General features: G+C 55.1%; 17 protein-coding genes. 2 read left to right on the forward strand and 15 right to left on the reverse strand.

The window, feature by feature from the left end:
* Positions 1 to 28 precede the first annotated feature (28 nt).
* On the forward strand, positions 29 to 1339 hold the full coding sequence (locus ACAF76_RS16070) for a YheC/YheD family protein (protein ID WP_400161871.1): 1311 nt from the start codon (positions 29 to 31) through the stop codon (positions 1337 to 1339).
* A 181-nt stretch (positions 1340 to 1520) separates the two neighbouring features.
* Positions 1521 to 2309: a hypothetical protein gene (locus tag ACAF76_RS16075; protein ID WP_400161872.1), complete on the forward strand. Its 789-nt coding sequence runs from the start codon at positions 1521 to 1523 to the stop codon at positions 2307 to 2309.
* Positions 2310 to 2359: 50 nt separating this feature from the next.
* Here the strand turns inward: ACAF76_RS16075 and amt are convergent, their stop codons facing one another.
* The 15 genes from amt to ACAF76_RS16150 all read right to left on the reverse strand — a co-directional run bounded on the left by amt (position 2360) and on the right by ACAF76_RS16150 (position 21413).
* Positions 2360 to 4660, reverse strand: coding sequence for an ammonium transporter (gene amt, locus ACAF76_RS16080; protein ID WP_400162077.1), 2301 nt, complete (start codon positions 4658 to 4660; stop codon positions 2360 to 2362).
* A gap of 230 nt (positions 4661 to 4890) precedes the next feature.
* Entirely contained in the window at positions 4891 to 5403 is a 513-nt protein-coding gene (locus ACAF76_RS16085) for a hypothetical protein (RefSeq protein ID WP_400161873.1), read from the reverse strand.
* 72 nt (positions 5404 to 5475) lie between these two features.
* Positions 5476 to 7167, reverse strand: a complete 1692-nt coding sequence (locus ACAF76_RS16090) for a hypothetical protein (RefSeq protein WP_400161874.1) — start codon at positions 7165 to 7167, stop codon at positions 5476 to 5478.
* Between the two features lie 3 nt (positions 7168 to 7170).
* Complete coding sequence (locus ACAF76_RS16095) at positions 7171 to 8100, reverse strand: hypothetical protein (protein ID WP_400161875.1); 930 nt, start codon at positions 8098 to 8100, stop codon at positions 7171 to 7173.
* Complete coding sequence (locus tag ACAF76_RS16100) at positions 8097 to 9128, reverse strand: bifunctional N-acetylglucosamine-1-phosphate uridyltransferase/glucosamine-1-phosphate acetyltransferase (protein ID WP_400161876.1); 1032 nt, start codon at positions 9126 to 9128, stop codon at positions 8097 to 8099. The genes ACAF76_RS16095 and ACAF76_RS16100 overlap by 4 nt, the downstream gene beginning before the upstream one ends.
* Positions 9125 to 9334 carry a hypothetical protein gene (locus ACAF76_RS16105; RefSeq protein ID WP_400161877.1) on the reverse strand — a complete coding sequence of 70 codons (210 nt, stop codon included), beginning with the start codon at positions 9332 to 9334 and terminating at the stop codon, positions 9125 to 9127. The genes ACAF76_RS16100 and ACAF76_RS16105 overlap by 4 nt, the downstream gene beginning before the upstream one ends.
* Positions 9335 to 9377: 43 nt before the next feature.
* Positions 9378 to 11210, reverse strand: coding sequence for a glutamine--fructose-6-phosphate transaminase (isomerizing) (gene glmS, locus ACAF76_RS16110; protein WP_400161878.1), 1833 nt, complete (start codon positions 11208 to 11210; stop codon positions 9378 to 9380).
* Between the two features lie 53 nt (positions 11211 to 11263).
* Positions 11264 to 12625, reverse strand: coding sequence for a nucleotide sugar dehydrogenase (locus tag ACAF76_RS16115; RefSeq protein ID WP_400161879.1), 1362 nt, complete (start codon positions 12623 to 12625; stop codon positions 11264 to 11266).
* A gap of 29 nt (positions 12626 to 12654) precedes the next feature.
* Positions 12655 to 13434: a PleD family two-component system response regulator gene (locus ACAF76_RS16120; protein WP_400161880.1), complete on the reverse strand. Its 780-nt coding sequence runs from the start codon at positions 13432 to 13434 to the stop codon at positions 12655 to 12657.
* On the reverse strand, positions 13431 to 14876 hold the full coding sequence (locus ACAF76_RS16125) for a glycosyltransferase (protein ID WP_400161881.1): 1446 nt from the start codon (positions 14874 to 14876) through the stop codon (positions 13431 to 13433). The genes ACAF76_RS16120 and ACAF76_RS16125 overlap by 4 nt, the downstream gene beginning before the upstream one ends.
* Before the next feature lie 17 nt (positions 14877 to 14893).
* On the reverse strand, positions 14894 to 16063 hold the full coding sequence (locus ACAF76_RS16130; RefSeq protein ID WP_400162079.1) for a HEAT repeat domain-containing protein: 1170 nt from the start codon (positions 16061 to 16063) through the stop codon (positions 14894 to 14896).
* 25 nt (positions 16064 to 16088) lie between these two features.
* Positions 16089 to 18254, reverse strand: a complete 2166-nt coding sequence (locus tag ACAF76_RS16135) for a hypothetical protein (protein ID WP_400162080.1) — start codon at positions 18252 to 18254, stop codon at positions 16089 to 16091.
* 508 nt (positions 18255 to 18762) lie between these two features.
* A complete protein-coding gene (locus tag ACAF76_RS16140) occupies positions 18763 to 19011 on the reverse strand; it encodes a glutaredoxin family protein (protein ID WP_400161882.1) in 249 nt (82 codons plus the stop codon).
* Positions 19012 to 19035: 24 nt separating this feature from the next.
* On the reverse strand, positions 19036 to 19959 hold the full coding sequence (locus ACAF76_RS16145; RefSeq protein WP_400161883.1) for an NAD(P)/FAD-dependent oxidoreductase: 924 nt from the start codon (positions 19957 to 19959) through the stop codon (positions 19036 to 19038).
* Between the two features lie 242 nt (positions 19960 to 20201).
* The gene (locus ACAF76_RS16150) at positions 20202 to 21413 is read right to left on the reverse strand and encodes a diguanylate cyclase (RefSeq protein ID WP_400161884.1); all 1212 of its coding nucleotides are present in this window, start codon (positions 21411 to 21413) and stop codon (positions 20202 to 20204) included.

A 21413-nucleotide genomic window follows, 5' to 3' on the forward strand; every position in this document is an offset into this window, starting at 1 on the left:
TCCTGTTACGTAGGAAGGAGGAACACCCATGCCTCAAATGCACTCCAGTTGGTTGACCGTCCTCCCTAGCGGCAGATGGTACTTGCAGATTTCTCGGCAAACGACGGGAAAACGCAGGCGCAAACCGCTGACTGCCAGAGTCGGCCCTTTTTCCTCGAAGAAAAAACTGTACATCGGCCTTCCTTCCCAGCAACCAGGCCGTATTCGCACCCGCGTCAACTGGAAGTTCGTCAACGATACGCTGCGGCTCGGCCCGTTGATCGGCATTTTGACTGTGGGCGAAGGGGCCGCATTTACCGGGAATCGGGAAAACTTCCGCGACATTTTTCTCTCAGGAAAAAAGCTGGGGGCATTGGTCTACGTCTTTACTCCCCAGGGCATCAACTGGGAGAAAAAAAAGATTCGCGGCTACGTGTACAATGAACGGGAAAATCACTGGCAGGAGTTGATCCTCCCCTTTCCCCATGTCATTTACAACCGCATTCCGACCCGCAAGGCCGAGCAACGTCCCGAGGTGAAGAGAACACTACGGCGCATCCATGAATTGCCTAATGTGACGTTCTTCAACCGCTGCTTCTTCGACAAGCAGGAGCTGTTTGCGATGCTGGGCGAGCACACGGAAGTCCGCCCCTACTTGCCGGATACGAAGAAGCTGGATACATTGGCGCGCTTTCGCAGTTTCTGCTCCGAACACAGCTACGTCTATTTGAAACCCGTTCGCGGCAAGGCCGGGGAAGGAATTATGCGCATCGACTTTACAAACAACCGCTGGCGGCTGCAACGGCTCAAGGAGCAAAAGGCGATCACCAACCGCTTTACCAGTCTGGAGGAAATGTGGAAGCACGTGCATCGCTTGACGCGCAAACAGCGCTACATCATGCAGCAAGGGATCAGGCGGGCACGCTACCAGGGAAAACCGTTCGACGTCCGGGTGCTGGTCCAGAAAAACGGCGTCGGCGAATGGGGCGTGACGGGAATCGGCATCCGCAGGGCGGGCAGGCAAAGCATTACCACGCATGTACCGCGTGGCGGCTCGATCCATTCCGCCACAAGCGTCTTCTCCGTCCTCTTCCCCAACAACCCCGCCCAGGTTGAAGCCCAGATCCGCCAGACAGCATTGACGATCGCCCGGGCCTTGCAGGAAAACATTGAGGATCTGGCAGAGATGTCGATGGATCTCGGCCTGACAGCGACGGGGGAAATCTGGTTTTTCGAAGCCAATGCGAAACCGGAAAAGTTCGACGAACCGGGAATTCGCAGCCGCTCGCTGTCCAATCTCATTCACTACGCCCAGTACGTCTCCCATCTGCAAAAGGAGCGGGAGACAGCAGTCGGCTGACATTGGCGTTATGGCATATGGCAAGCACGGGAAACAGGCTGTCCTCGCGTTTATCGGCGAGATGGCAGCCTGTTTGTCGATTTTTGCGCATGATTTCGCCAAATGCGAATACTTTTGTACCCGGCTTGTCATGCATCATCTTGCAAACCTTGGAAAAAATATAGGCAGGAGGTGGTCACAGATGACCTACAATCAATTTTTCAATCAACCAACACAAGCATTCCAATCTGGCTTTTCCCAACAATCAGCAGGAGCCATGTTCCAACCCGGCTTTGCCGGAACCAATGCGCAGGAAGTACAGCAGCAAAACCAACCTCAATTCTCCCAGGTTTCGTCCGCAGGTACATACGGTTTTTCCAACGCGGGCGGATTTGGCGGGGCACAAGCAATGTTTCAGCCTGGTTTTGCCGGTACTAACGCGCAAGAGGTAAGACAGAACAACATGCAGTCCCAGCAAAATCAAGGTGCACAGCAGCAATTCGGCGGATTTGGCCAGTTCCAGCAGCCTTCGTACCAATCTGCCTTCTCCGGTCAGGCTGGCTCGATCTTCTCGCCAGGCTTTGCCGGAACCAATGTGCAGGAAGTTCAGGCACGCAACAACAACAGCTTTGGCGGCTACGGTTTGGGCAGCTTCGCAGGCGCATCCGGCTTCGGACTGAACAACCAGGCGACCAACAGCATCTTTTCTCCGCAATTTGCCGGCACCAACGTCCAGGAGGTCCGCCAGCAAAATCAGCTGTCCGCACAAAACCAAACAGGCTACGGAGGACAGTTCCAACAGCAGCAACAATACCAGCAGCAGCAGCAGCAGTTCCAGCCGCAACAGCAATTCCAATCGTTCGCCAATTCGGCCGGCATCGGCATGAATCCGCAAGCGATGTTCCAGTCTGGCTTCGCTGGCACGAACCCGCAAGAGGTACGCGCCCACTTTTCTCCCTTTGGCGGTTCGCTGACACAAGGCAGCTTCTAAGACGAAAAAACCGTGATTGTCCAACGACAGTCACGGTTTTTTTCATGCGATCAGGATTCGGGGAGAGAACGGCCCGTTTTGAAGGTTTTGACCATTTGATCCAAAAGGCTGCTTTCACTCCGCAATTCGTTTACGGTGCCATTGATCTGGAAGGAATAATCGTAATTTTGCTCGATCCGTTCGATGACTTCCCTCATCTGCTTCATCAGTTTTTCAAACTCTGCTTGCTGCAGCAGCCGGTTTTCCTGCATGCTGGCAGTATTGGTCTGAACCAGCTCCATGCTTTGCTGGAAGCCGAGAACCTTTTTGTACATGTCGCCGATCCCTTGCGCCGATTTACGGATTTTATCGGGAACACTGGTCAGTTCCTGATTCAGCTTCTGGAACACCTCGCGAAAATGCACAATGTTTTCCTCTCCGCTCACGATCACTCTGCCTGTATCGTCCATCACGCCACCGATCTGATCGGCGGACAGCCGGGATGCGGCAGCCAGCTTTTTGATTTCATTGGCGACGACGGCAAATCCGGCACCGTACCGACCAGCCCGCGTAGCTTCGATGCTGGCATTGAGCGACAATAGATTGATCTGGTCGGATATTTCCCGGATCGTATTGGTCACATGCTTGCTTTCCTCGGACGATTTGGAAATTTCGTGCATGGACATAACCAGCCCTTCTACCGCTTGCCGCGCCTGTTCCAAGTGCTCCTCCACGCTTCCGATGTAAAAAGCCATATCGCTCATTCGCTTGCTCATTTCCTGCATGTCGAGCCCGATCTGGCGGACACTGGCGTAATTGTCGTACAAAGCGGCGATCACCTGCTTGTCCGCTTCCATTTCGGCATCCATTTGCTTATGAATACTTTGCACGTAATCAAAGGTGTGATGAATCGAATCGTACTGTTCCCTGGAATTGACCTCCAGCTTCCCGCTCAACTGCAAAATGGATTGGGAACTGGAGGAGACATGCCGGGTCTGTCCTTGGACTTGCTCGACGAGATGATGAATCCGTTCGAGCAAATAGTTGATCGAACGATTGATCTCCGAAGTATCCTCGCCATGCTCCTCGCTGAGTTTGCGAGTCAGGTCGATTTTTCCCGAAGCGATCTCGTGCATCGCCGTGACGGTATCCAACAGGGAGGTGCGGGCACCGTGCTCGGAGATATTGAGTCCGACCAGTTCGTCCTCGCGGCTTACGCGAAGCAGGTTTGTTTTCTTCAGCAGCCAGTATATCAGGATGCCCAGACCAAACGACCAGACGAATACGACCCCTGCCCCCAACGCCTGGATGCCGACCTGTTCCCATCTGCCGCCAGCCGCCAACATATCGGACTGGCCAAAAAAGCCGACAGCCAGCGTTCCCCACACACCGCAAAAGCCGTGTACCGCGATCGCACCCAAAGGATCGTCCACTTTCGCCTTCTCATCGAGCAGGCGAATCGCCAGGACGACCAGCACACCTCCGATTGCACCGATCAACAGCGAAGAGAGCGGAGAGACAACATTGCATCCGGCTGTGATCGAGACGAGTCCGGCGAGTACGCCATTGAGGATGTCCTCTACGCGCGGCAGACGATCCAGAAACCAGCTCGTGAACATCGCCACCATCCCGCCGGCAGCGGCCGCCAGCGTTGTGTTGAGGGCGATCTGGGCAATTTTCGGGTCAGCAATGGTAGTAGAACCCGCATTAAATCCAAACCAGCCAAACCATAGAATCAACACGCCAAGAGCTGCAAGTGGAACATTGGAAGCAGAAAACTTGGTAGACTTTCCATCGGGGCCGTACTTTCCGATCCGCGGCCCGATGACAATCGCCGCGCCCAGGGCAATCCACCCGCCGACGGAGTGGACAACGGTGGAGCCGGCAAAGTCCATGAATCCCATGCCTGCCAACCAGCCTGGCTGACCGCCGTCCAGCGCTCCACCCCAAATCCAGTGCCCGGCAATCGGGTATACGAGCAAGGAAACGAAGGCGGTACCGATGATGTAGCCGGAGAACTTGGCCCGTTCCGCGATCGCTCCAGAAACGATCGTCGCCGCTGTGCCGGCAAACGTGATCTGAAAGAACAGAAAAGCCCATGACCACGGATCATCTCCCATACCGGAAAAGAAAAATCCATTCCCGCCAACCCAGCCATCCAGCGAGGTACCAAACATCAGGGCAAACCCGAATGTAGAGAAAAGAATGGTCGCGACGATGATGTCTGCGATATTTTTCATCGCCACGCTAATCGAATGTTTTGCCCTCGTCAACCCGCTTTCCAGCAAGATAAAACCCGCCTGCATAAAAAATACAAGCGCCGCGGCAAGGACAACCCATATAAAGTTGACGTTCATCTGCAATGTCTGCATGGAATCCACGCGATCCACCCACCATATTAAATTTTATGACTTATAACGTAATAAAATATGACATTTAAAGTTATATTCATGTAGTATTTTTGCACTATTTATCGGAAAAGTAAAGCGTCTTTCGGCACCGCTGCACAACATTTACAAAAAAAAAAAAACAAACAGCCTGCTTCATAAGCAGACTGCTTGTTTTCCCATGTATTCCCCTGCACGTACGCAAGTTCTCTTCTTCACGCCCTCGTCGCCTGTACGGCCTCGTACAATTCGTGGAGTTGCTGCAAGCTCGTATCATCGACCGTAAAGCGAATACCGCCAAACGAGTACGCATCCTCCTTGATGCAGGACCAGTCAGGTGTTTGCTCGTGCTGTGCCTGGACACAACGGCTCGGATCATCCAACTGCCTGCGAACCTCGAGATGGGTGTGCAAAATCGTCCGAAATGCTTCCCTGACCCGGGCGAGTTCTTCGTTATCGGCAGCCAGCCTGTACAGGGCCAGGTCGATTTGCAGCCAACAGGTCGTGTAAAAGTGGTACTCCAGAAACAGCGTGTGCAGGCTGTCGCGTACTTGCTCGTCATCGCCGCTGTGTTGGCACTCATCCCACGCCTTTCGCACCTCTGCCTTTTTTTCCTGGATCAACTCGTAGTGACTGACGGCGCCCCGGTAAAATTTGCGGACGATGTTGTACAGCATCTCCGGCGTGCGGGGAGGCAGTCCCTTGTAGCGGTTTTCTACGTCCCGCATCTGTTGCTCGCCTCTTTTCCAAACGCTTTTCTTCTATTGTACAACATTGCCGCGCGCCAGGCTTGCGGAAAGTCACTCTTTGGCGTTCTTCCAGTAATCGTAGGCGTGGACGGCGATTCCCTTGAACGCCCCGTACGCTTTCAGCGATTGGCGCACCAGCGCGAGCTGCATGTTCATCGCGGACTTGCCCTCCTCGAAAAAACTGACGAAGTTCCCTTCGTGGCTCTCCTTGATCTCTACGGCTACAACGAGCTCCTTGCCTATGCTCTCTGCGTAGCGGATCTCGCTGTCGACCAGGCTCAAAATGCCGCCCTCTCCTTCGGCGTAATCGCGGAACGCCATCAGCGTCGTATGGTCCAACTGGCTGATCATCCAGTGGCTAAATGGCAAATCCGGCTGTCCCGGAGTCGTTGCATTGTCCAGCCAGGCGGCCAGGTCGACGCTGCTTTGCAGGCGCGGATGCTCCTCCAGCCGCTGTGCGAATGCCTGAATATTTCCCATCCACTGCCGCAAAAGCCCTTCCTTGTCGAGCGACCAGAGCGGCAGCACGTACGGTTCGACGTCGAGGTGGATGCCGACAAAGCGCTCGTCTTCAGCGGCTTGCTCATTGTAGGCGCGCACCCAATCTACCAGGCGGAAGATTTTCTCCCGGCTCTCCGTCAGCGCCCAGACGGGATGGCCGCCCAGCGCGTGCAGTTCGATGCCCTGCGCGCTCGCTGCGCGGTTAAACTCCCGGTACACCTCCTGCGGCAGACCCATATCGATGCGCACGTAGAGCAGGTTGATCCCCTCCTTGCGGGCGAAGTCGAGAATCTCCTGCTTTTCCGAGCGGATCTGCTCAGCCCTCCAGATGTAGGTGCCGAGTACCTGTTTGTTCGCTACCGGTAGCGACACTTCCCGCAGTTCTTGCCAATACCGGTAATCGTGAATGGCGATGCCGCCAAAAGCGGGATGTTCGGCAAGCAATTGCGCGACGATGCGGATTTGCTTCTCCATTTCGGCAACGCCCTCGTCGGCGAACGTCGTATGGGGCTCATCCTGCGATTTGAGGTTGACGGCGACCAGCAGCTTTTTGCCCTGCTCCGCCGATTGCTGCAACTCCTGTTCGACCAGCTCGACAATCCCGTTTGCTCCTTCCGCCTGATCCCGATACGCCATCACCACAACCGTATCAAACCGGCGAATCATCCAGGCGGAAAGAGAAAGTTCCGGCTCGCTCGCAGCAGGAATCTCATCGAGCCAAAACGCGATCGCAGCGCTCGTGTGCAGACCAGACTCCGCTCGGACTTCCTGCAAAAAATCCTCGATGTTTTCCTGCCACTCCCGGACGACCCGCTCCCTCTCCTGCTCCCAGGCGGGCAGCAAGTACGGCTCAATGTCGAGCTGTATCCCGCGAATCCGCTCCTCTGGCTGTACCTGCTGATTGTACTGCCTGACCCATTTGGCGATGCGCAGCATGCGGTCCCGGTGTCCTGTCAGCGCCCACGCCGGATCACCCGCCACGGCGTGCACTTCGATTCCGCGCTGTGCTGCCTCCCTTAGAAACGGGCGGTATGCGGAAAACGGCCTGTCCATGTCAAATCTGACGTACATGAGGCTGATCCCTTGCTCCTTGGCAAAGTCGAGAATTTCCTGGCGCTCCTCGATCATCCGCTCCGACTGCCACAGCCAGGTCGCTTTTTCTTCCCCGTCTTCGGAAGAAAAGCCGTACAGGAAGCAAAGGCTCAGCCCGAGAGCGCTAAGGGTAAAACGGACGTCTTTCATTCATTATGATTTCTCCTCTCGCTCAAGAATCGTCGTCCAGCTTTCAAAATCGTGAATTGCACTTCCCGCATAGGACGGGTTGCGGCCCAGTTCCTCTTGCAAAAGTGCCAGTTGGCTCTTCATTTCAGCCGTGCCGTGGGCGTGGAAGCTGACGTTCTCCCCTTCCCCCGAATCGCGGATGTTGACGCCGACGATCACAGAGCGATCCCGCAGCCCATCTGCTTCCACGATGATGTTTTGCACGATGTCGACGATGCCGTTGGCTCCTTGCGCATGGTTGCGATAGGCCATCAGCGTAATGCTGTCGAGCCGCTCCAGCATCCAGCCGCTCACTGTTTGCTCGGTGCCGGGTACGTGCAGCTCATCGATCCAGAAGGGCAGGTCGGCGCCAACCGGCAGGGCGGAGTCTTTTTTCGTCTCGACGACCAGGTATTCCATGTTTTCCAGCCATTGTCGCACGATCTGCTCCTGCTGCTTTTTCCAGTCCGGCAGCACATACGGCTCGATGTCTACGTGAATGCCCGCAAAGCGCTCCTCTTCTTTCACCTGGCTGTTGAACGCCTTGACCCAACTGACGAAGTAACCGATACTGCCGCGATTGGCTGCATACGCCCAGTTCGGATCGCCGCCAAGCGCCTCCACCTTGATCCCGGCCGCATGTGCATGCTGGTTGAAACGGCGATAGGCTTCGGGCGATACCTCGACCGGCTTGATGTGCAAGTAAATCAGAGTGATTCCGTTTTGTTCGGCAAAGGCGATGATCTCTTCCGTCTGGCTTTCGATCCGCTTGGCATCCCATATCCACGTCGCCATCGTATGTGCGGGGCGGTTGTGAACGGACAACAACGACAGCAGCACGAGTACAAGCACAGCCGCCAACAGTGTGTACCATTTCAACACAGCCACCCCGCGCCCAAACGCCTGTCTGCTCATCTTGCTGTGACAATCTCCCGCAAGCGAGGATGTATGTGCTCGCCGATTTGCCCGACGGCTTCGTCTGCCTGGATCAGCCTGTCTTTTGCATGGAGAAAGGAGAGGCTCGTCCCGCTTAGCACCTGGCAATCGACAAGCTGGACGTGAGGACCGATGCTGCAGCCCTCTTCGATTTTCGTCTTCCCGCGCAAAAAGGTTCCCGGATAAATCACGCTGTCCTGTCCGATCTCCACATCTGCATCGATATAGGTAGCTGCCGGATCGATCAGCGACACGCCGTTTTGCATGTGCCGCTGATTGATTCGCCGGCGCAGCAGGGCTTCCAGCTGTGCAAGCTGTGCCCGATCGTTCGCGCCCCTGCCTTCATCGGGATCGTCCCCGACGTATGCGGAGATGGTGCAGCCCTCTGCATGCAAAATGGAAATGACGTCAGGCAGATAATACTCGGCTTGCGCGTTTTCGTTTTTTACCTGCGCAAGATAGGCGAACAGCTTGCGGTTGTCGAAGCAAAAGATGCCGGTGCTGATTTCGCTTATCTTTTTCTGCCCCAGAGTCGCGTCCTTTTCCTCGACGATGCGGATCACATCGCCGCGTTCATCGCGGATGACCCGCCCGTATCCGGCGGGATTTTCGACGATTGCGGTCAGTATCGTCGCAGCCGCTTGCTTGTGCGTGTGATGCAGGAGCAACTGCTTTAACGTCTCGCTTCTCACAAGCGGTGTGTCGCCGTTGAGTACAATGGTCACGCCGTCTTCGTGCTGCAACATCTCTCGACTCATCAACACGGCATGAGCTGTCCCCAACTGTTCATGCTGGTACGCATAGCGGACACGCTCTCCCAAAAGATTCCGGACGGCATCCGAGCCGTGCCCAATGACGACGACGCGCTTGTCCAACGGCAGCTCGTCGAGCATGTCCACGACATGCGCAATCATCGGCTTGCCGCATACCGGGTGCATCACTTTGTACAGTCTGGACTTCATCCGCGTGCCTTTGCCAGCCGCCAGTACGATTGCGTGTATGTTCATCCTGCCGCCTCCTGTCTGTTGCTCGTGTTGTATGAAATCGCTCTGGATGCGAGCTCCTCCCGGGAGAAGTACGGCCGCAGTTCTTCGGCCAATCTGTCGATGAGCGCCCGCGCGCCAATATCGTGTTTTTGCGTCCCCAGCAAGTACGCCTGCAGCATGATCCCAAGCAAAACGTCCTGACTCAGCCTCGGTTCCTGATTGCCCACGAAACCATCCTCCTCTCTTCGCTTGCCCGCATGCTCTCTCTATTTATTCAACCGTGACGCTTTTGGCCAGGTTGCGCGGACGATCCACGTCATTTCCCAGTGCTGCAGCCGTATAGTAGGAGATGAGCTGCAACGGAATGACGCTAAGAATCGGGGTGAACAGGGGAAGGGTGCCTGGAATCAGGCAGACATCGTCGACCGAGCGATGCAGTTCGACGTTATCATCCAGGGCGATTCCCAACACAACGGCGCCTCGCGCTTTGACTTCGGTGATGTTGTTCACCATTTTTTCGTGCAAATCCGCCTGTGTCGACAAGGCGATGACGCGCGTTCCTTCTTCGATCAGGGCCAGTGTGCCGTGCTTCAGCTCCCCTGCGGCGTACGCCTCGGAGTGAATGTAGGAAATTTCCTTCAGCTTCAGCGAGCCTTCCAGGCAGACAGCATGATCGAGTCCCCGACCGATAAAAAACAGTTGCTGCTCCTCTTTGATCGCATCTGCGAACTGGCGGAGTTTGTCGGCATGGGACAAAATCGCCTCCACCTGGTCGGGAAGCTGTGCCAGCGCCTGTAGCAGGGTGGCGCGCTCCTGATCGTCGATCGTCCCTTTCCCTTGGGCAAAATAGATGCCCAGCAAGTAAAAGGCGAGCAACTGCGAGGTGTAGGCCTTCGTCGATGCGACGGCGATTTCCGGTCCGGCGTTGGTCGTCATCACCTCGTCCGCTTCCCGGGCGATCGTGCTTCCCACTACATTGGTAATCGCCAGCACGCGAGAACCGTTTCGCTTCGCTTCGCGCAAGGCGGCCAGTGTATCTGCCGTTTCCCCCGACTGGCTGACGACGATCGTCAACGTGCCCGGCGTATAGAGTGGTTTGCGGTAGCGAAACTCGGAAGCGACATCGACTTCCACCGGGATGTGGGCAAGGTGCTCAAACACGTGCTTGCCGATCAGCCCTGCATGGTATGCCGTCCCGCAGGCGACAATGTAGATTTTTTCGACCTGCCGCAGCTCATCGGGACGGATGCGCAGCTCGGGCAGCACGACCATGCCTCCGGCTTCGTCGATCCGCCCGGTCATCGTGTGGCGCAGGGCATGCGGCTGCTCGTGAATTTCTTTGAGCATGTAATGGTCAAAGCCGTCCTTTTCCGCCTGCTCCTTGTCCCACTCGATGCGCACCAGCTCCCGCTGAACCGGCCGGCTCGTATCTACGTCCAAGAGCGTGACAGAATCTTTGGTCAGCACGGCAAGGTCTCCATCCTCGAGGACGTATACGTCCCGGGTATGCTCCAAAATGGCCGGAATGTCCGAGCCGATATACTTCTCGCCAGCGCCTATGCCGATAATGAGCGGACTGGCATAGCGAATCACGACCAGCTTGTCCGGTTCGTATTCGCACATGACCGCCAAAGCGTATGCACCGCGGATGATGCCGGCGACTTTTTTCACCGCCGCGACCAGGTCATTGTCGTACCATTTGGCCAGCAGATGGGCGATCACCTCGGTATCGGTCTCGGAAGCAAAGGCAACCCCTTCCTCAATCAGCTCCTGCCGGATATCCAGGTAGTTTTCAATAATTCCGTTGTGGACAACCGTAAATGCGCCGGACTGGTCTGTGTGGGGATGCGAATTGTCGTCGGACGGTTTTCCGTGGGTGGCCCATCTGGTGTGGCCAATCCCGACCGTTCCAAGCAGAGGCTGGCTTGCGACCTGTTGCTCCAACGCCTCGATGCGCCCCTGTTTCTTGCGCACAGTGATGCCCTGCCCATTGCAAACAGCAATTCCCGCCGAGTCGTAACCGCGGTACTCCAGTTTTCTAAGTCCATTGAGCAAGATAGGCTGTGCCTGACGGTAGCCTATGTATCCCATGATTCCACACATGTTTCGCCTTCCTCCTTCTCCTCCGCGACGAGTCTGCCGCGTCCTCGTTTGTATCAGGCGAGCAGGCTCACCTTTTGCTTTTGTGGCTGGATCGTGACTGCCTTGCCCAGCTTGAAAATATGCGAACCCTCCACTCCGTCAAAGGCGTTGCGCGTGTCGATCACCGCTACCCCCAGACTTGCCAGCTCCTCGTAGTCGAAGCTGCTGTGGTTCGTAATCAGCACCATGCAATCATAGGTACGGAACTTGTCCAGATCGTAGGGGATCGACTCGACGATGGCTCCAGCCTTGTTGACAAATTGGCGTGCATGCGGGTCGTAGTACTCCACCTTGGCTCCGTTTTTGGCGAACAGTTCGTATATTTCCAGTCCCGGCGATTCCCGCAGGTCGTCAACGTCCGGCTTGTACGCCATGCCGAGAATCAGGATGCGCGAGTTGTTCGTAGACTTCGCGTACAGATTGAGCACCTGCACGGTTTTGTGCAGCACGTACTCCGGCATGCTGTCGTTGATCGATTGCGCGATGTCGATAAACTGGCTGTGGAAGCGAAAGCCTTTTGCCTTCCAGGACAAATACATCGGATCGAGCGGAATGCAGTGTCCGCCGATACCCGGTCCCGGGTAGAACGGCATGAAGCCAAATGGCTTGGTCGAAGCAGCTTTGATCACCTCCCAGACGTCGATGCCCATTTTGTCGCACATCAGCGCCATTTCGTTCATAAAGGCGATATTGACGCTGCGAAAGGTGTTCTCCAGCAGTTTGGACATCTCTGCTACTTTTGGCGATGAGACGGGGACTACCGTTTTGACCAGTTGGCTGTAGAGCAGATTCCCCAGCTCCACGCATTTGTCCGTCGTCCCGCCGATTACCTTTGGCGTGTTATAGGTGGAATACGTGCGATTGCCCGGGTCTACTCGCTCCGGCGAGTAGCAAAGGAAAAAGTCTTCGCCCACCCGGTATCCGAGCTTTTCCAGCTCCCACTGGATCAATTCCTCCGTCGTTCCCGGGTAGGTGGTGCTCTCCAGCGTAATCAGCATGCCTTGGCGCATGTAGGTTTTGATCTGGTTGACGACATTGATGATGTAGGAGGTATCCGGGTCCTGATTGGGGCTAAGCGGTGTCGGCACGCAGATGCTGACCGCATCCAACTGTCCGATCACGCTGTAGTCCGCAGTCGGATGGAAGCGGTTGGTCTTGTTACATTCCCGGATCGTCTCATCCGACACGTCCTGGACATACGAGACGCCTGTCTTCAGGCTCTCCACCTTGCCCACATGCAGATCGATCCCGTACACGCTGTACCCGCTTCTGACTGTCTCGACAGCGAGCGGCAGCCCGACGTAGCCAAGGCCGATCACGCCGACTTTTGCCGTTTTCGCAGCAATTTTTTGTTTCAGTTCCTCGTATCTCCCCATCTCGTTTCTCTCCTTTTTCCATTTTCGATTTATGAAATCAGACGCTTTACTCTCGCTGCCAATTCCACCGGTGAAAAAGGCTTGGTGATGTAGTCGGAAGCTCCGAGAGCAAACGATTTTTGCACGTCTTCTTCCAGACGTTTGTCCGTCAGCACCACAATCTTGCTCTTTTGCCCCGGCTGATCTCCCTGAATCTGCTGAATCAGCTGGTAGCCGTTGATAACCGGCAAATTCAGGTCTGTGATGACCAGGTCGGGAGCGATCTCCCGGTATTTTTGCATGCCTGCCATGCCGTCGCTGGCAACCGTCACCTCGTAGCCTTTGCGCTGCAAGTAAATGCGCAGAAATTCAGTAACGGTCTGATCGTGGTTGACCAGCAAAATCCGGGCGCTCTCCTCTTTGTCGAGCAGCCTCTGGTCGAAGAAGCGAATCTCGGCAAAGCCTTCCAATCCGAGCAACTCCCGCACCATTCGCTCTACCGTTTCGGGAGAGGCTGGCGAACGCTCGGAAAACCCTGCGAGCAGCAAGCTGCCCGCCAGCAGATTGCGCTCCAGCAAATACTCCTTCAGCATCAGCGCGTAGTAGTGCGTGCCCGCAAGCCTCTGATTCTCCAGCAGTACCGCCAGCATCTGCCGCTGTCCGTCATACACAAATTCAGCGGACTGATCCTTGTGATTGGTCTGCCAATCTTTCGTTAGCCGGGCCAGCGACTTGTCTGCCCCCTCCTTGCATACTGCCAAAATCACGCCCCACGCCTGTGTGCCGGGCAGCAGTTTTGACATGAGCTGATCGATGTTTGCCTGTTTCATCCTCTCGCCTCCAGTCCTGAAATGGTCGGTTTTTTGTCTTCGGTCTGCCAGCTCGTCCGGGTCATCGTTCCCCAGGAATTGTTGTTGCGGAAATACTCGATGTGACCGAGGAAACGCCAGATGACACCGAGCTGCCGATAGCCAAAGAACATCAAAATGGTATAGAAAAGCATTTTGACGATATCCTGAAAACGCGGATAGCGGCGAAATGCGATTTCCTCCAGCAAAAGCGCGCCGATCCCCAGCATGACGCCAAACGCCAGATTGAGCAGACCGTACAGCCACAAGACGTGGGCATTGGTCATATCCATCAGGGCGTAGCCAATCAGGGCCAACAGCCCGGAGATGCGGAAGTACGGGTTCAGCGTCTCAAACAGGATGTTGTACGGCAGTGTCACCAGTCCGAATATTTTGTATTTCGGGCGAAACACCATATCTTTTCCGTACTCGATCATGTTTTTCAGGTTTCCCCGCCCCCATCTGCGGCGTTGGCTGCCGAGGATCCTGAACGAATCCGGCGCCTGGGTCCAGCAGACGGCATCGGGGCAAAACGCGACGCGGTACGGCAGTTTGTTTTCCAGCATGTACTTGTGCAGCTTGATGATGATGTTCATGTCTTCTCCGGGGTAGCCTTCGCGGTAGCCGCCGACCTTGGTGACGTAATCCTTGCGAAAGACACCGAAAGCTCCCGAGACGATGATCAGGCCGTTGATCGCGCTCCACCCGATCCGCCCTCCCAAAAACGCCTTCATGTATTCCACGCATTGCATCATCGGCCAGAACTTGTTGGGCAAGCGGATTTCCTTGACGACCCCGTCTTCAATCGTGCAGCCGTTGGCGATCCGCACATTTCCGCCGATCGCCACTGTCTCGTCGGGATTCTCCATGTAGACGTTGGCGATGCGGATCAGCGCGTCTTTTTCCAGCAGCGAATCCGCGTCGATGGATGCAATCAGCGGGTAGTTGGAGAGGTTGATGCCCGCATTCAGCGAATCCGCTTTGCCCCCGTTTGCCTTGTCGATCAGGTACAGGTTCGGGTAGTCCGGGTTGTGGTAAATTCCGCGCAGCTCCGAAGTGTGGAGCAGCGGCTTCGTCACTTTGCCCTCGGACCGCTGCAACCCGAATTCCTCGATCAACACTTGCAAAGTCCGGTCTGTGGAGCCGTCGTTGACGACGATCACCTCGTAGATCGGATAGTTGAGCGACAGCAACGATCTGACGCTCTCCATAATCGTCAGCTCCTCGTTGTACGCCGGTACCAGAATCGAGATCGGCGGAACCTGCTCGGAGCCGGAAAGCGATTGGTACCGGGAATACAGGGAGCTTTTCAAAATGCCCACGATTTTTTTGAACGAAAAGCCCATGATCACCGCGTAGAGCGAGTTGATCACGATCACGTAAACGGTGGCGAAAATTCCGTAGTACAACAGAAAATCTCTCATCGCTGCCCCTCCTTCGTTTATTTTTCCATGGAATGGGCAGTCTGCAGCGAACCTCTGCTCCATGTATCGTACAGTCGCCGTTTGGCTTCGGGCGGAAGCTGCTCCTTTGCGGCAGGAGGCTGCCTGACGCTGCGTTCCAGTTGTCCCTGGAGGACTTGCATGGCCAGCTCTTTTCTTGTACTTTCCTCGTTTTCGTCAACGATTTCGCACAGCGCGAGAAATCCTTCCACCTGCAACTGGGCCAGGCTGTGTGTGCTGTTGTACGATACCCACCAGTTCGCATCTGCCGTCGCTTGTTTGAGTTGCGGGATGTATTCGCTCATGCCCAGCTCTCCGATCGCTTTGGCTGTGACGGCGCGAATCTCCCAGTCGGAATGGGACAAGAGCAGGTTGACCGTCGACGCGGAAAGCAAGCGTGCATCCCGGCACATGAGCTTTACGACGCGAATACGAATCTCTTTGTCTCGGGATGCGACGAGCCTGTGCAGCAGCCGCTCCCGCTCCGCCAGCGAGAGCGGGGAGAGACCGATCAGCCCGAGCTTGACCAGCTTTTCGTCTTCCGCCTGCAAGAAGGAAGCATAGAGCGGTCCGGTATCCAATGGGCTTTCATGGAGAATGTCGACAAGCAGTTGCTGGCAGTTCTTCCCGTGGGCCATCACGCTTTCCACCATCTCGCGCACATCTTCGAGCCGGGGGGCGCTTTTGGCAATCGCGCGGGCCACGATGAAAATCGTCGAGTCGTAGGCGCTCGCTCGCAACAGCTTCAGCATCCCCGGAACAGCCGCCTGGGAGCGCATCATTCCGAGGTTGTAGGCGGCATCGATTCGCACCCACTTTCGCACGCTTTGCAGACGGCGCAGGTCGTACTCCTCCAACCCCATCTCCTGCAACAGCGCGATCAGCTTCAGGCGGTGTACACCCGTGACGCGATCCATCAGTTCAAACAGGTGCTTTTGCAAAATCTGTTTTTCTTTTTGCGACGGATTCCTGTATGGCAGTTTGAACCGTTCCTCTTCCTCGGCGTGCGCCTGCAAGTAGATCAGATAGTCGTGGTACGTATGCAGGCAGCGGGCTGTTTGTTTGTCGGCTGCAATATGGCGCAGCTTGAGCACAAACAGGACGAGCAGGCCGACTGTTGCGGCACCGCCGATTCCGTAGAGGAGGAAGACGGCAAATCGCAGCGGCATCTCCACATTTCCACACTCCATCCACTCAAGGTTTTTTGTTCGTTACATGCACAGGTTGGTCGATTTCCTGAAACGCTTTTTGGATCGCGTAATAGCTTTGCTTTTTTCGCTCGTAATAGCGCACTTCTTCCCACGGCTCCCAGGTATAGACGGGGAGCCGGGAGAGCGTGTACGGCACATCTGTCGCATCACTCGCGAGGGTACTGGTGCCGTCGCTTCGCTCCATCCAGGGCAGCAAACGGATTCCCTCGGCTGTTTCGGTGACAAATTCCCTGCCCGCATCCTGATAGCTGATCGCCTGCAAGGAGCTGGGATCGGCAAATCCGAGCAGCATCCAGGGAATACGCAGCTCGACCACATTTCCTTTTGCCTGCCAGGCAGCAAGCGAGTCGTAGGCCGGATCATCCCAATCCGTCGTGCCTCTGCGCAGACTCCCGACGACGACTTCCTCCATCGGGTAGTGGGCCTTGCTGTCCGGCGGTTCCATCTCTAGTCCGACAGCCAGCTTCCAGGGCACGAACAGACCGGAATCGTCTTGCATCGCCTGCTCGTCGACGGGCAGCATACCGTAGCGCTTGCCGTAAAGACGGGTGTGAAAATCGTAGTTGGAGGCGATCTGAATCTGGCTGTCCTCCGCTGTTCCCAGACGGACCAGCAGTTCCAGTCCTTCGTCCAGCTTCAGCTCGCCTAGCTGCGGCGCATGCCGGTTTCCGCCAGGCAAGGTGTCGATCCCAAACGACACGACTGCCGACTCCGGCTGAAACGGCTTCTCCAACCGGGCCATGATGTAGACGTACGCCTCATCGTGCGCCATCCAGATTTCTTCAAAACCCGGCGCAGCAACATCGATTCGCTGTTTTTCGTTGTCTGCGAGCTTGTCCCAATCGCCTGTCTCCCCGTCGATCGCCAGTACATGTTCCTTGCCGGCGTGCATCCCGATGATGCCGAACAGCTTTTCGTTGGTCAGCACGTTCAGCCAGAGCGAGCGCCGGTCCGTGGGCAATTCAAAAGGCATTGTGTTCCATGTTTTTTTGAACCACTCGTCCTGCCAGACGAACAGAATCGCTCCGGCGTACCCTTCGTTGTGAATTTCTTGAAGCAGCTCCGCGTCGATCTCGCCTTGCCGCTGTTCGGTGTGGCCGCCCTGATCCCGCCCGAGCAGACCTATGTGCGCAATCCCCCAGGAAGCGGGGACGCCAAACTCCGTGACGAGTATCGGCATGTCCTTGTGATGCTGCTTCAGCTGGCGGAGGTACGCCTTGTACGTGTCGATTTCTCCCTTGTCGTTGCGCACTGTTTGCAAGTTCGCATCGTAGCGAAACAAGTCAGGGTAGTACGGGTAGACATGGTAGGAAGCAAAGTACCCCGCTGCCCAGTCGACGGGCTCGACATGGGTCGGATCGACGCTGACCAAATCCTCGTGGTAGAGCGGCTCTCCGGGATGTGCAAGCGGATCGGTCGTCACCCAGTTGGTAAAGCTGATCGGATGCTGCCAGCCGTACTTGCTTTCTTCCTCGGCGACGAGATCAATCATCTCTGCCAGCCAGCTTTCAAAAGGACTCGCCTCCTGCTTCGCCTGAAAAAAACTGCCGCGATAGGGAGCTGTCTTGCGATGAAGCTCGTTGGTCCTGTCCACCATCAGCGGGTCCCACTCCGTTCCGACATGCCAGCCGATCAGGTATTCTCCGGCATTGCTGCGGTACTCGCCGCTTGCTTTTCCGCTTTTTTCCGGTAGTGTCGCCTCGCCGTATACGGCGGCTACCGCGTCACGAATCTCCTCGCGAAATTGCTCGCGGATTTCCGGCAAGAACGCGTCCTGCTTTTCGATCAAAAGCTCCTCGGGGCTCCAGATCCCCTGCATCAGGTAGAGCGGAGCGCCATCCTTGCTGCGGTTGAATTCAACGAGCGCCGTGTAAAAATCAGGCGGATGGATCGTATAGACGCGCAGCACATTGGCTCCCATTTCATCCATCATCGCAAACCAGCGAAGATAATCGTCTTTGGTGATCGGCAGCTCTCCCGGAAAATGCCCCGGCAAGGACGCCCCCAGGTTGATTCCTTTTGCAAAAAACGGCTTCCAGGCCTCGTTTTCATAAACTTCCAGTCGGTCCCCATTCGTCCGAAATTTCATGCGAATTCCGTCGTCTGTTTCCATGCTTTCCACGCGATTTCCATCGAGTGCCCACCACATGCCAGAAATCGCGGCAGCCAGTACGAAAACGGACGCCCACGTATAGAGACGCTTTCGATTCGTTCCCAATTCTCTCACCTCCAATGAACTCGCCAGAAGAACAGGTGATACGCCATCGGGGAACCCTTGCGACAAAACCAGACAGAAGGCTGATCGTCTGCGTAAATTGTATACAAAGCCGGTCCGCCCTTCCCATAGACTGATTTCCCTAATCTGATTAATCACGCTTTGTAATCAAAATGTAAAACTCAGCATCATTTGTCTATTTGGTCCTACATTTTTGGGAGACGTATCATGCAACCAGGACCTTCTTTTGCCCCATCGTGTTGCCCGTGTCACGACTATTCGCTCAGCCGGGGCATCCAGATTTTTTTGTAAAAAACAGGATGTTGCACCCAAAATCAAAACGAAAAAACGACAGCAAAAAACCCGCTGTCAACAAGACAACGGGTTTTCATACGCGTATATGGGAGGTGGAACAGCGCTTTTGGTTGAATCGAAAGACGGATTACTCCGCTTTTTCTTCCAGGGCTGCGAGAGCTTTTTTGATGCGGTTCGGGTTGAAGCCGAGAATTTGCTTTTCGCCAATCACGGTCAACGGAACAGACATAATGCCGATTTTGCTCAGCTCTTGACGCGCTTCTTCAGACAGATCGATGTTGCGCTCTTCGTAGGAAATGTTTTGCTCTTCCAGGTATGTTTTCAATTGCTTGCAAAAACTGCAGTTAGTGCTGGAGTATACGATTGCTTGTGCCATGGTTAACTCTCCTTTTTTCGTAGATTATTTATATTGGGGAACGATTTTGGAGCGCTTGTTTATGTAGCGGTCCACAGCCATTGCTGCGATCGCGCCGTCAGCGGCAGCCACAACAGCCTGCTTCACTGGTGTTTTCCGCACTTCACCGGCTCCAAAAACGCCAGGAACGGAAGATTGCATAAACTCGTCGAGAATCATAAAGCCTTCCTCATCGAGGGGAACTTGTCCATCGAGGAAATCCGTTCCCGGTTTGCTGCCGGACAGGAAGACGAATACGCCGTCTACGTCGAGCATTTCCTCACTACCTTCGGCCGTACGGATTTTCACGCCTTCGACCGCGTTCTGCCCGACGATTTCCAGCGGACGTGTGCGGAAGAGCAGCTCAGTCTTGGGCAACTCGGGCACTTCGTCGACACCTTGCAATTCGGCGCGCGGAACGAGGAACGTAATCTTGTCCGCAAACTTGGTCAGCGCATGTGCTTCTTCCAGCGCTTCCTCGGAATCTCCGATGACCGCTACGTGCTTTCCTTCGTAGAAAGCGCCGTCGCAGGTCGCGCATGTACTTACACCGCGTCCCAGCAATTCTTCTTCGCCGGGCAGCATCCGGTTGCGTCCTTTTGAACCGGTCGCGACGATCACTGCCTTGGCTGTAAACGTCCCGTGAGCGGTAAAGATGCTCTTTTCCTCATCTTCCACGTCTACTGCCGTAATCGTCGTCTGAATGAATTCGGCACCAAAGCTCTCTGCCTGGCGACGCATTTTATCCAGCAATTCCTTCCCTGTCAATTCTCCTTCAACGCCAGGGTAGTTGGCAATTTTGTGGGTCAGAGCAAGTGCACCGGAGCCTGGTGCTTTGTCGATGACCAGCGTCTTCAAATTCCCTCTCGCTGTATAGATCGCAGCAGATGCTCCTGCTGGTCCTCCACCAATGATGATGACATCATACATGGCGGCTCCCCCTTTCTCGCTATCACATTAAAATTATTATAAACTAGGAACATTTCTCATTTTACCTGAACGCCAAATAAAGTCAATATCTTTTTATAATAATTGTAAACTACATTGCATCTTTACGAAATGATTGTCATCGTTTCTCCTATTTTTGACCTTTTTTTCAAAAAAAAGAAGCACGCACTCAGGAATCAAGTGCATGCTTTTCGCAGCGGCCACTGGCTGTGCCATCGGCCGGGTCAGGTCGCATATACGGTCGTACAGTTTTTCCCTTTCCGCTTGGAGATGTACAAGGCTTCATCGGCCGCCCGCTTCAGCCCGTCGGCATTGTTGGCATCGGCTGGAAAAGATGCGATACCGGCACTCACCTCGACAGGGATGGAGAGGTTGTCCTGATAAAGAGGATTGGCGCGCAAATAGTCACGAATCTGCTGCACCTTCTCCATCGCTTCCTCTGCTGTGATGTTGGGCGAAAGCAGCATGAATTCGTCTCCGGCGTATCGGTACGTAGTGTCTCGTGGTCCGGCGATCAGCTTCATCGCCTCGGCAATGCGCTTGATCATCGCGTCGCCGAGATGGTGACCGTACAGGTCGTTGACCGATTTCAGACTGTCGGAATCGAGCATGATCAGTGTGACGGAAGCATCCGGCTTGACCAGCATCGCCTCCAGGTCACGGTGAAATGCACGGTAATTATACAAGCCCGTCAGTTCGTCCTGAAACGACATCTGGTACATCCGGTCGTACATGCGGGCTGTCGTGACTGCGCTGGCTACCTGGAAGCCGATGATTTTCAACAGTTCCTCATGCTCTTGCTTGTAAGCGTACTCACGATACGACTGAGCGGAAATGACACCCATCACCTGCTGCCCCACCTTCAAGGGCACGAAAATACATGTGTTGGTATCGATCTCCGGGCTGCCCCAGCGGATCATTTCCGGCTCGCTCGGCTCGTTTTGCATCGTGCGAATATGGATCGTCTGCCCGGTCTGAATGACGCGGGAGATCATCCCCTGCCCAAACGGAATCGTCAACGGACCGTAGTTGACCCCGCCATCCACGCTGATCGGGATCTGGATTTCGCTATCACCTTCATCAAAAAAAGCGATCAAAAAGGCATCGGCCCGCATGACACGGGAGACAAGCTCAAAGGCTTTCCATAAAATCTGGTCCTCCTCGAACGTCATGGCAAACGTATGCGTCAGATCACCCAAAATTTTCATATATTCTGACATCGAAAACATTTTGTGTACACGTTCGTGCAACCGGACAATCTGGTCTATCACCTGTCCGTGCACAACGCAATCAGCCTGCGGCAGCATAAAGGCAAGCTCTCGCTCTACTGCTGCAACCTCTTCCCGGTTTATGTGCTCGATCTGGTTCAACCACACGCTATACCGCTCCAATAGCTGTCGAGTATACGCATCTTTGTCTGCAAAATCTTCGTGCAT

The organism is Brevibacillus sp. TJ4, assembly GCF_044627595.2.
In the GTDB taxonomy this organism is placed as follows: Bacteria; Bacillota; Bacilli; order Brevibacillales; family Brevibacillaceae; genus Brevibacillus.

Excerpts from the sequence above, each read along its gene's own strand:
- ACAF76_RS16120 (WP_400161880.1), bottom strand. The coding sequence starts at position 13,434 with ATGAAACAGGCAAACATCGATCAGCTCATGTCAAAACTGCTGCCCGGC.
- ACAF76_RS16150 (WP_400161884.1), bottom strand. The coding sequence starts at position 21,413 with ATGCACGAAGATTTTGCAGACAAAGATGCGTATACTCGACAGCTATTG.
- ACAF76_RS16075 (WP_400161872.1), top strand. The coding sequence starts at position 1,521 with ATGACCTACAATCAATTTTTCAATCAACCAACACAAGCATTCCAATCT.
- ACAF76_RS16115 (WP_400161879.1), bottom strand. The coding sequence starts at position 12,625 with ATGGGGAGATACGAGGAACTGAAACAAAAAATTGCTGCGAAAACGGCA.
- ACAF76_RS16135 (WP_400162080.1), bottom strand. The coding sequence starts at position 18,254 with ATGTGGTGGGCACTCGATGGAAATCGCGTGGAAAGCATGGAAACAGAC.
- amt (WP_400162077.1), bottom strand. The coding sequence starts at position 4,660 with ATGCAGACATTGCAGATGAACGTCAACTTTATATGGGTTGTCCTTGCC.
- ACAF76_RS16145 (WP_400161883.1), bottom strand. The coding sequence starts at position 19,959 with ATGTATGATGTCATCATCATTGGTGGAGGACCAGCAGGAGCATCTGCT.
- ACAF76_RS16130 (WP_400162079.1), bottom strand. The coding sequence starts at position 16,063 with ATGCCGCTGCGATTTGCCGTCTTCCTCCTCTACGGAATCGGCGGTGCC.
- ACAF76_RS16100 (WP_400161876.1), bottom strand. The coding sequence starts at position 9,128 with ATGAACATACACGCAATCGTACTGGCGGCTGGCAAAGGCACGCGGATG.
- ACAF76_RS16125 (WP_400161881.1), bottom strand. The coding sequence starts at position 14,876 with ATGAGAGATTTTCTGTTGTACTACGGAATTTTCGCCACCGTTTACGTG.
- glmS (WP_400161878.1), bottom strand. The coding sequence starts at position 11,210 with ATGTGTGGAATCATGGGATACATAGGCTACCGTCAGGCACAGCCTATC.
- ACAF76_RS16085 (WP_400161873.1), bottom strand. The coding sequence starts at position 5,403 with ATGCGGGACGTAGAAAACCGCTACAAGGGACTGCCTCCCCGCACGCCG.
- ACAF76_RS16095 (WP_400161875.1), bottom strand. The coding sequence starts at position 8,100 with ATGAGCAGACAGGCGTTTGGGCGCGGGGTGGCTGTGTTGAAATGGTAC.
- ACAF76_RS16070 (WP_400161871.1), top strand. The coding sequence starts at position 29 with ATGCCTCAAATGCACTCCAGTTGGTTGACCGTCCTCCCTAGCGGCAGA.
- ACAF76_RS16140 (WP_400161882.1), bottom strand. The coding sequence starts at position 19,011 with ATGGCACAAGCAATCGTATACTCCAGCACTAACTGCAGTTTTTGCAAG.
- ACAF76_RS16090 (WP_400161874.1), bottom strand. The coding sequence starts at position 7,167 with ATGAAAGACGTCCGTTTTACCCTTAGCGCTCTCGGGCTGAGCCTTTGC.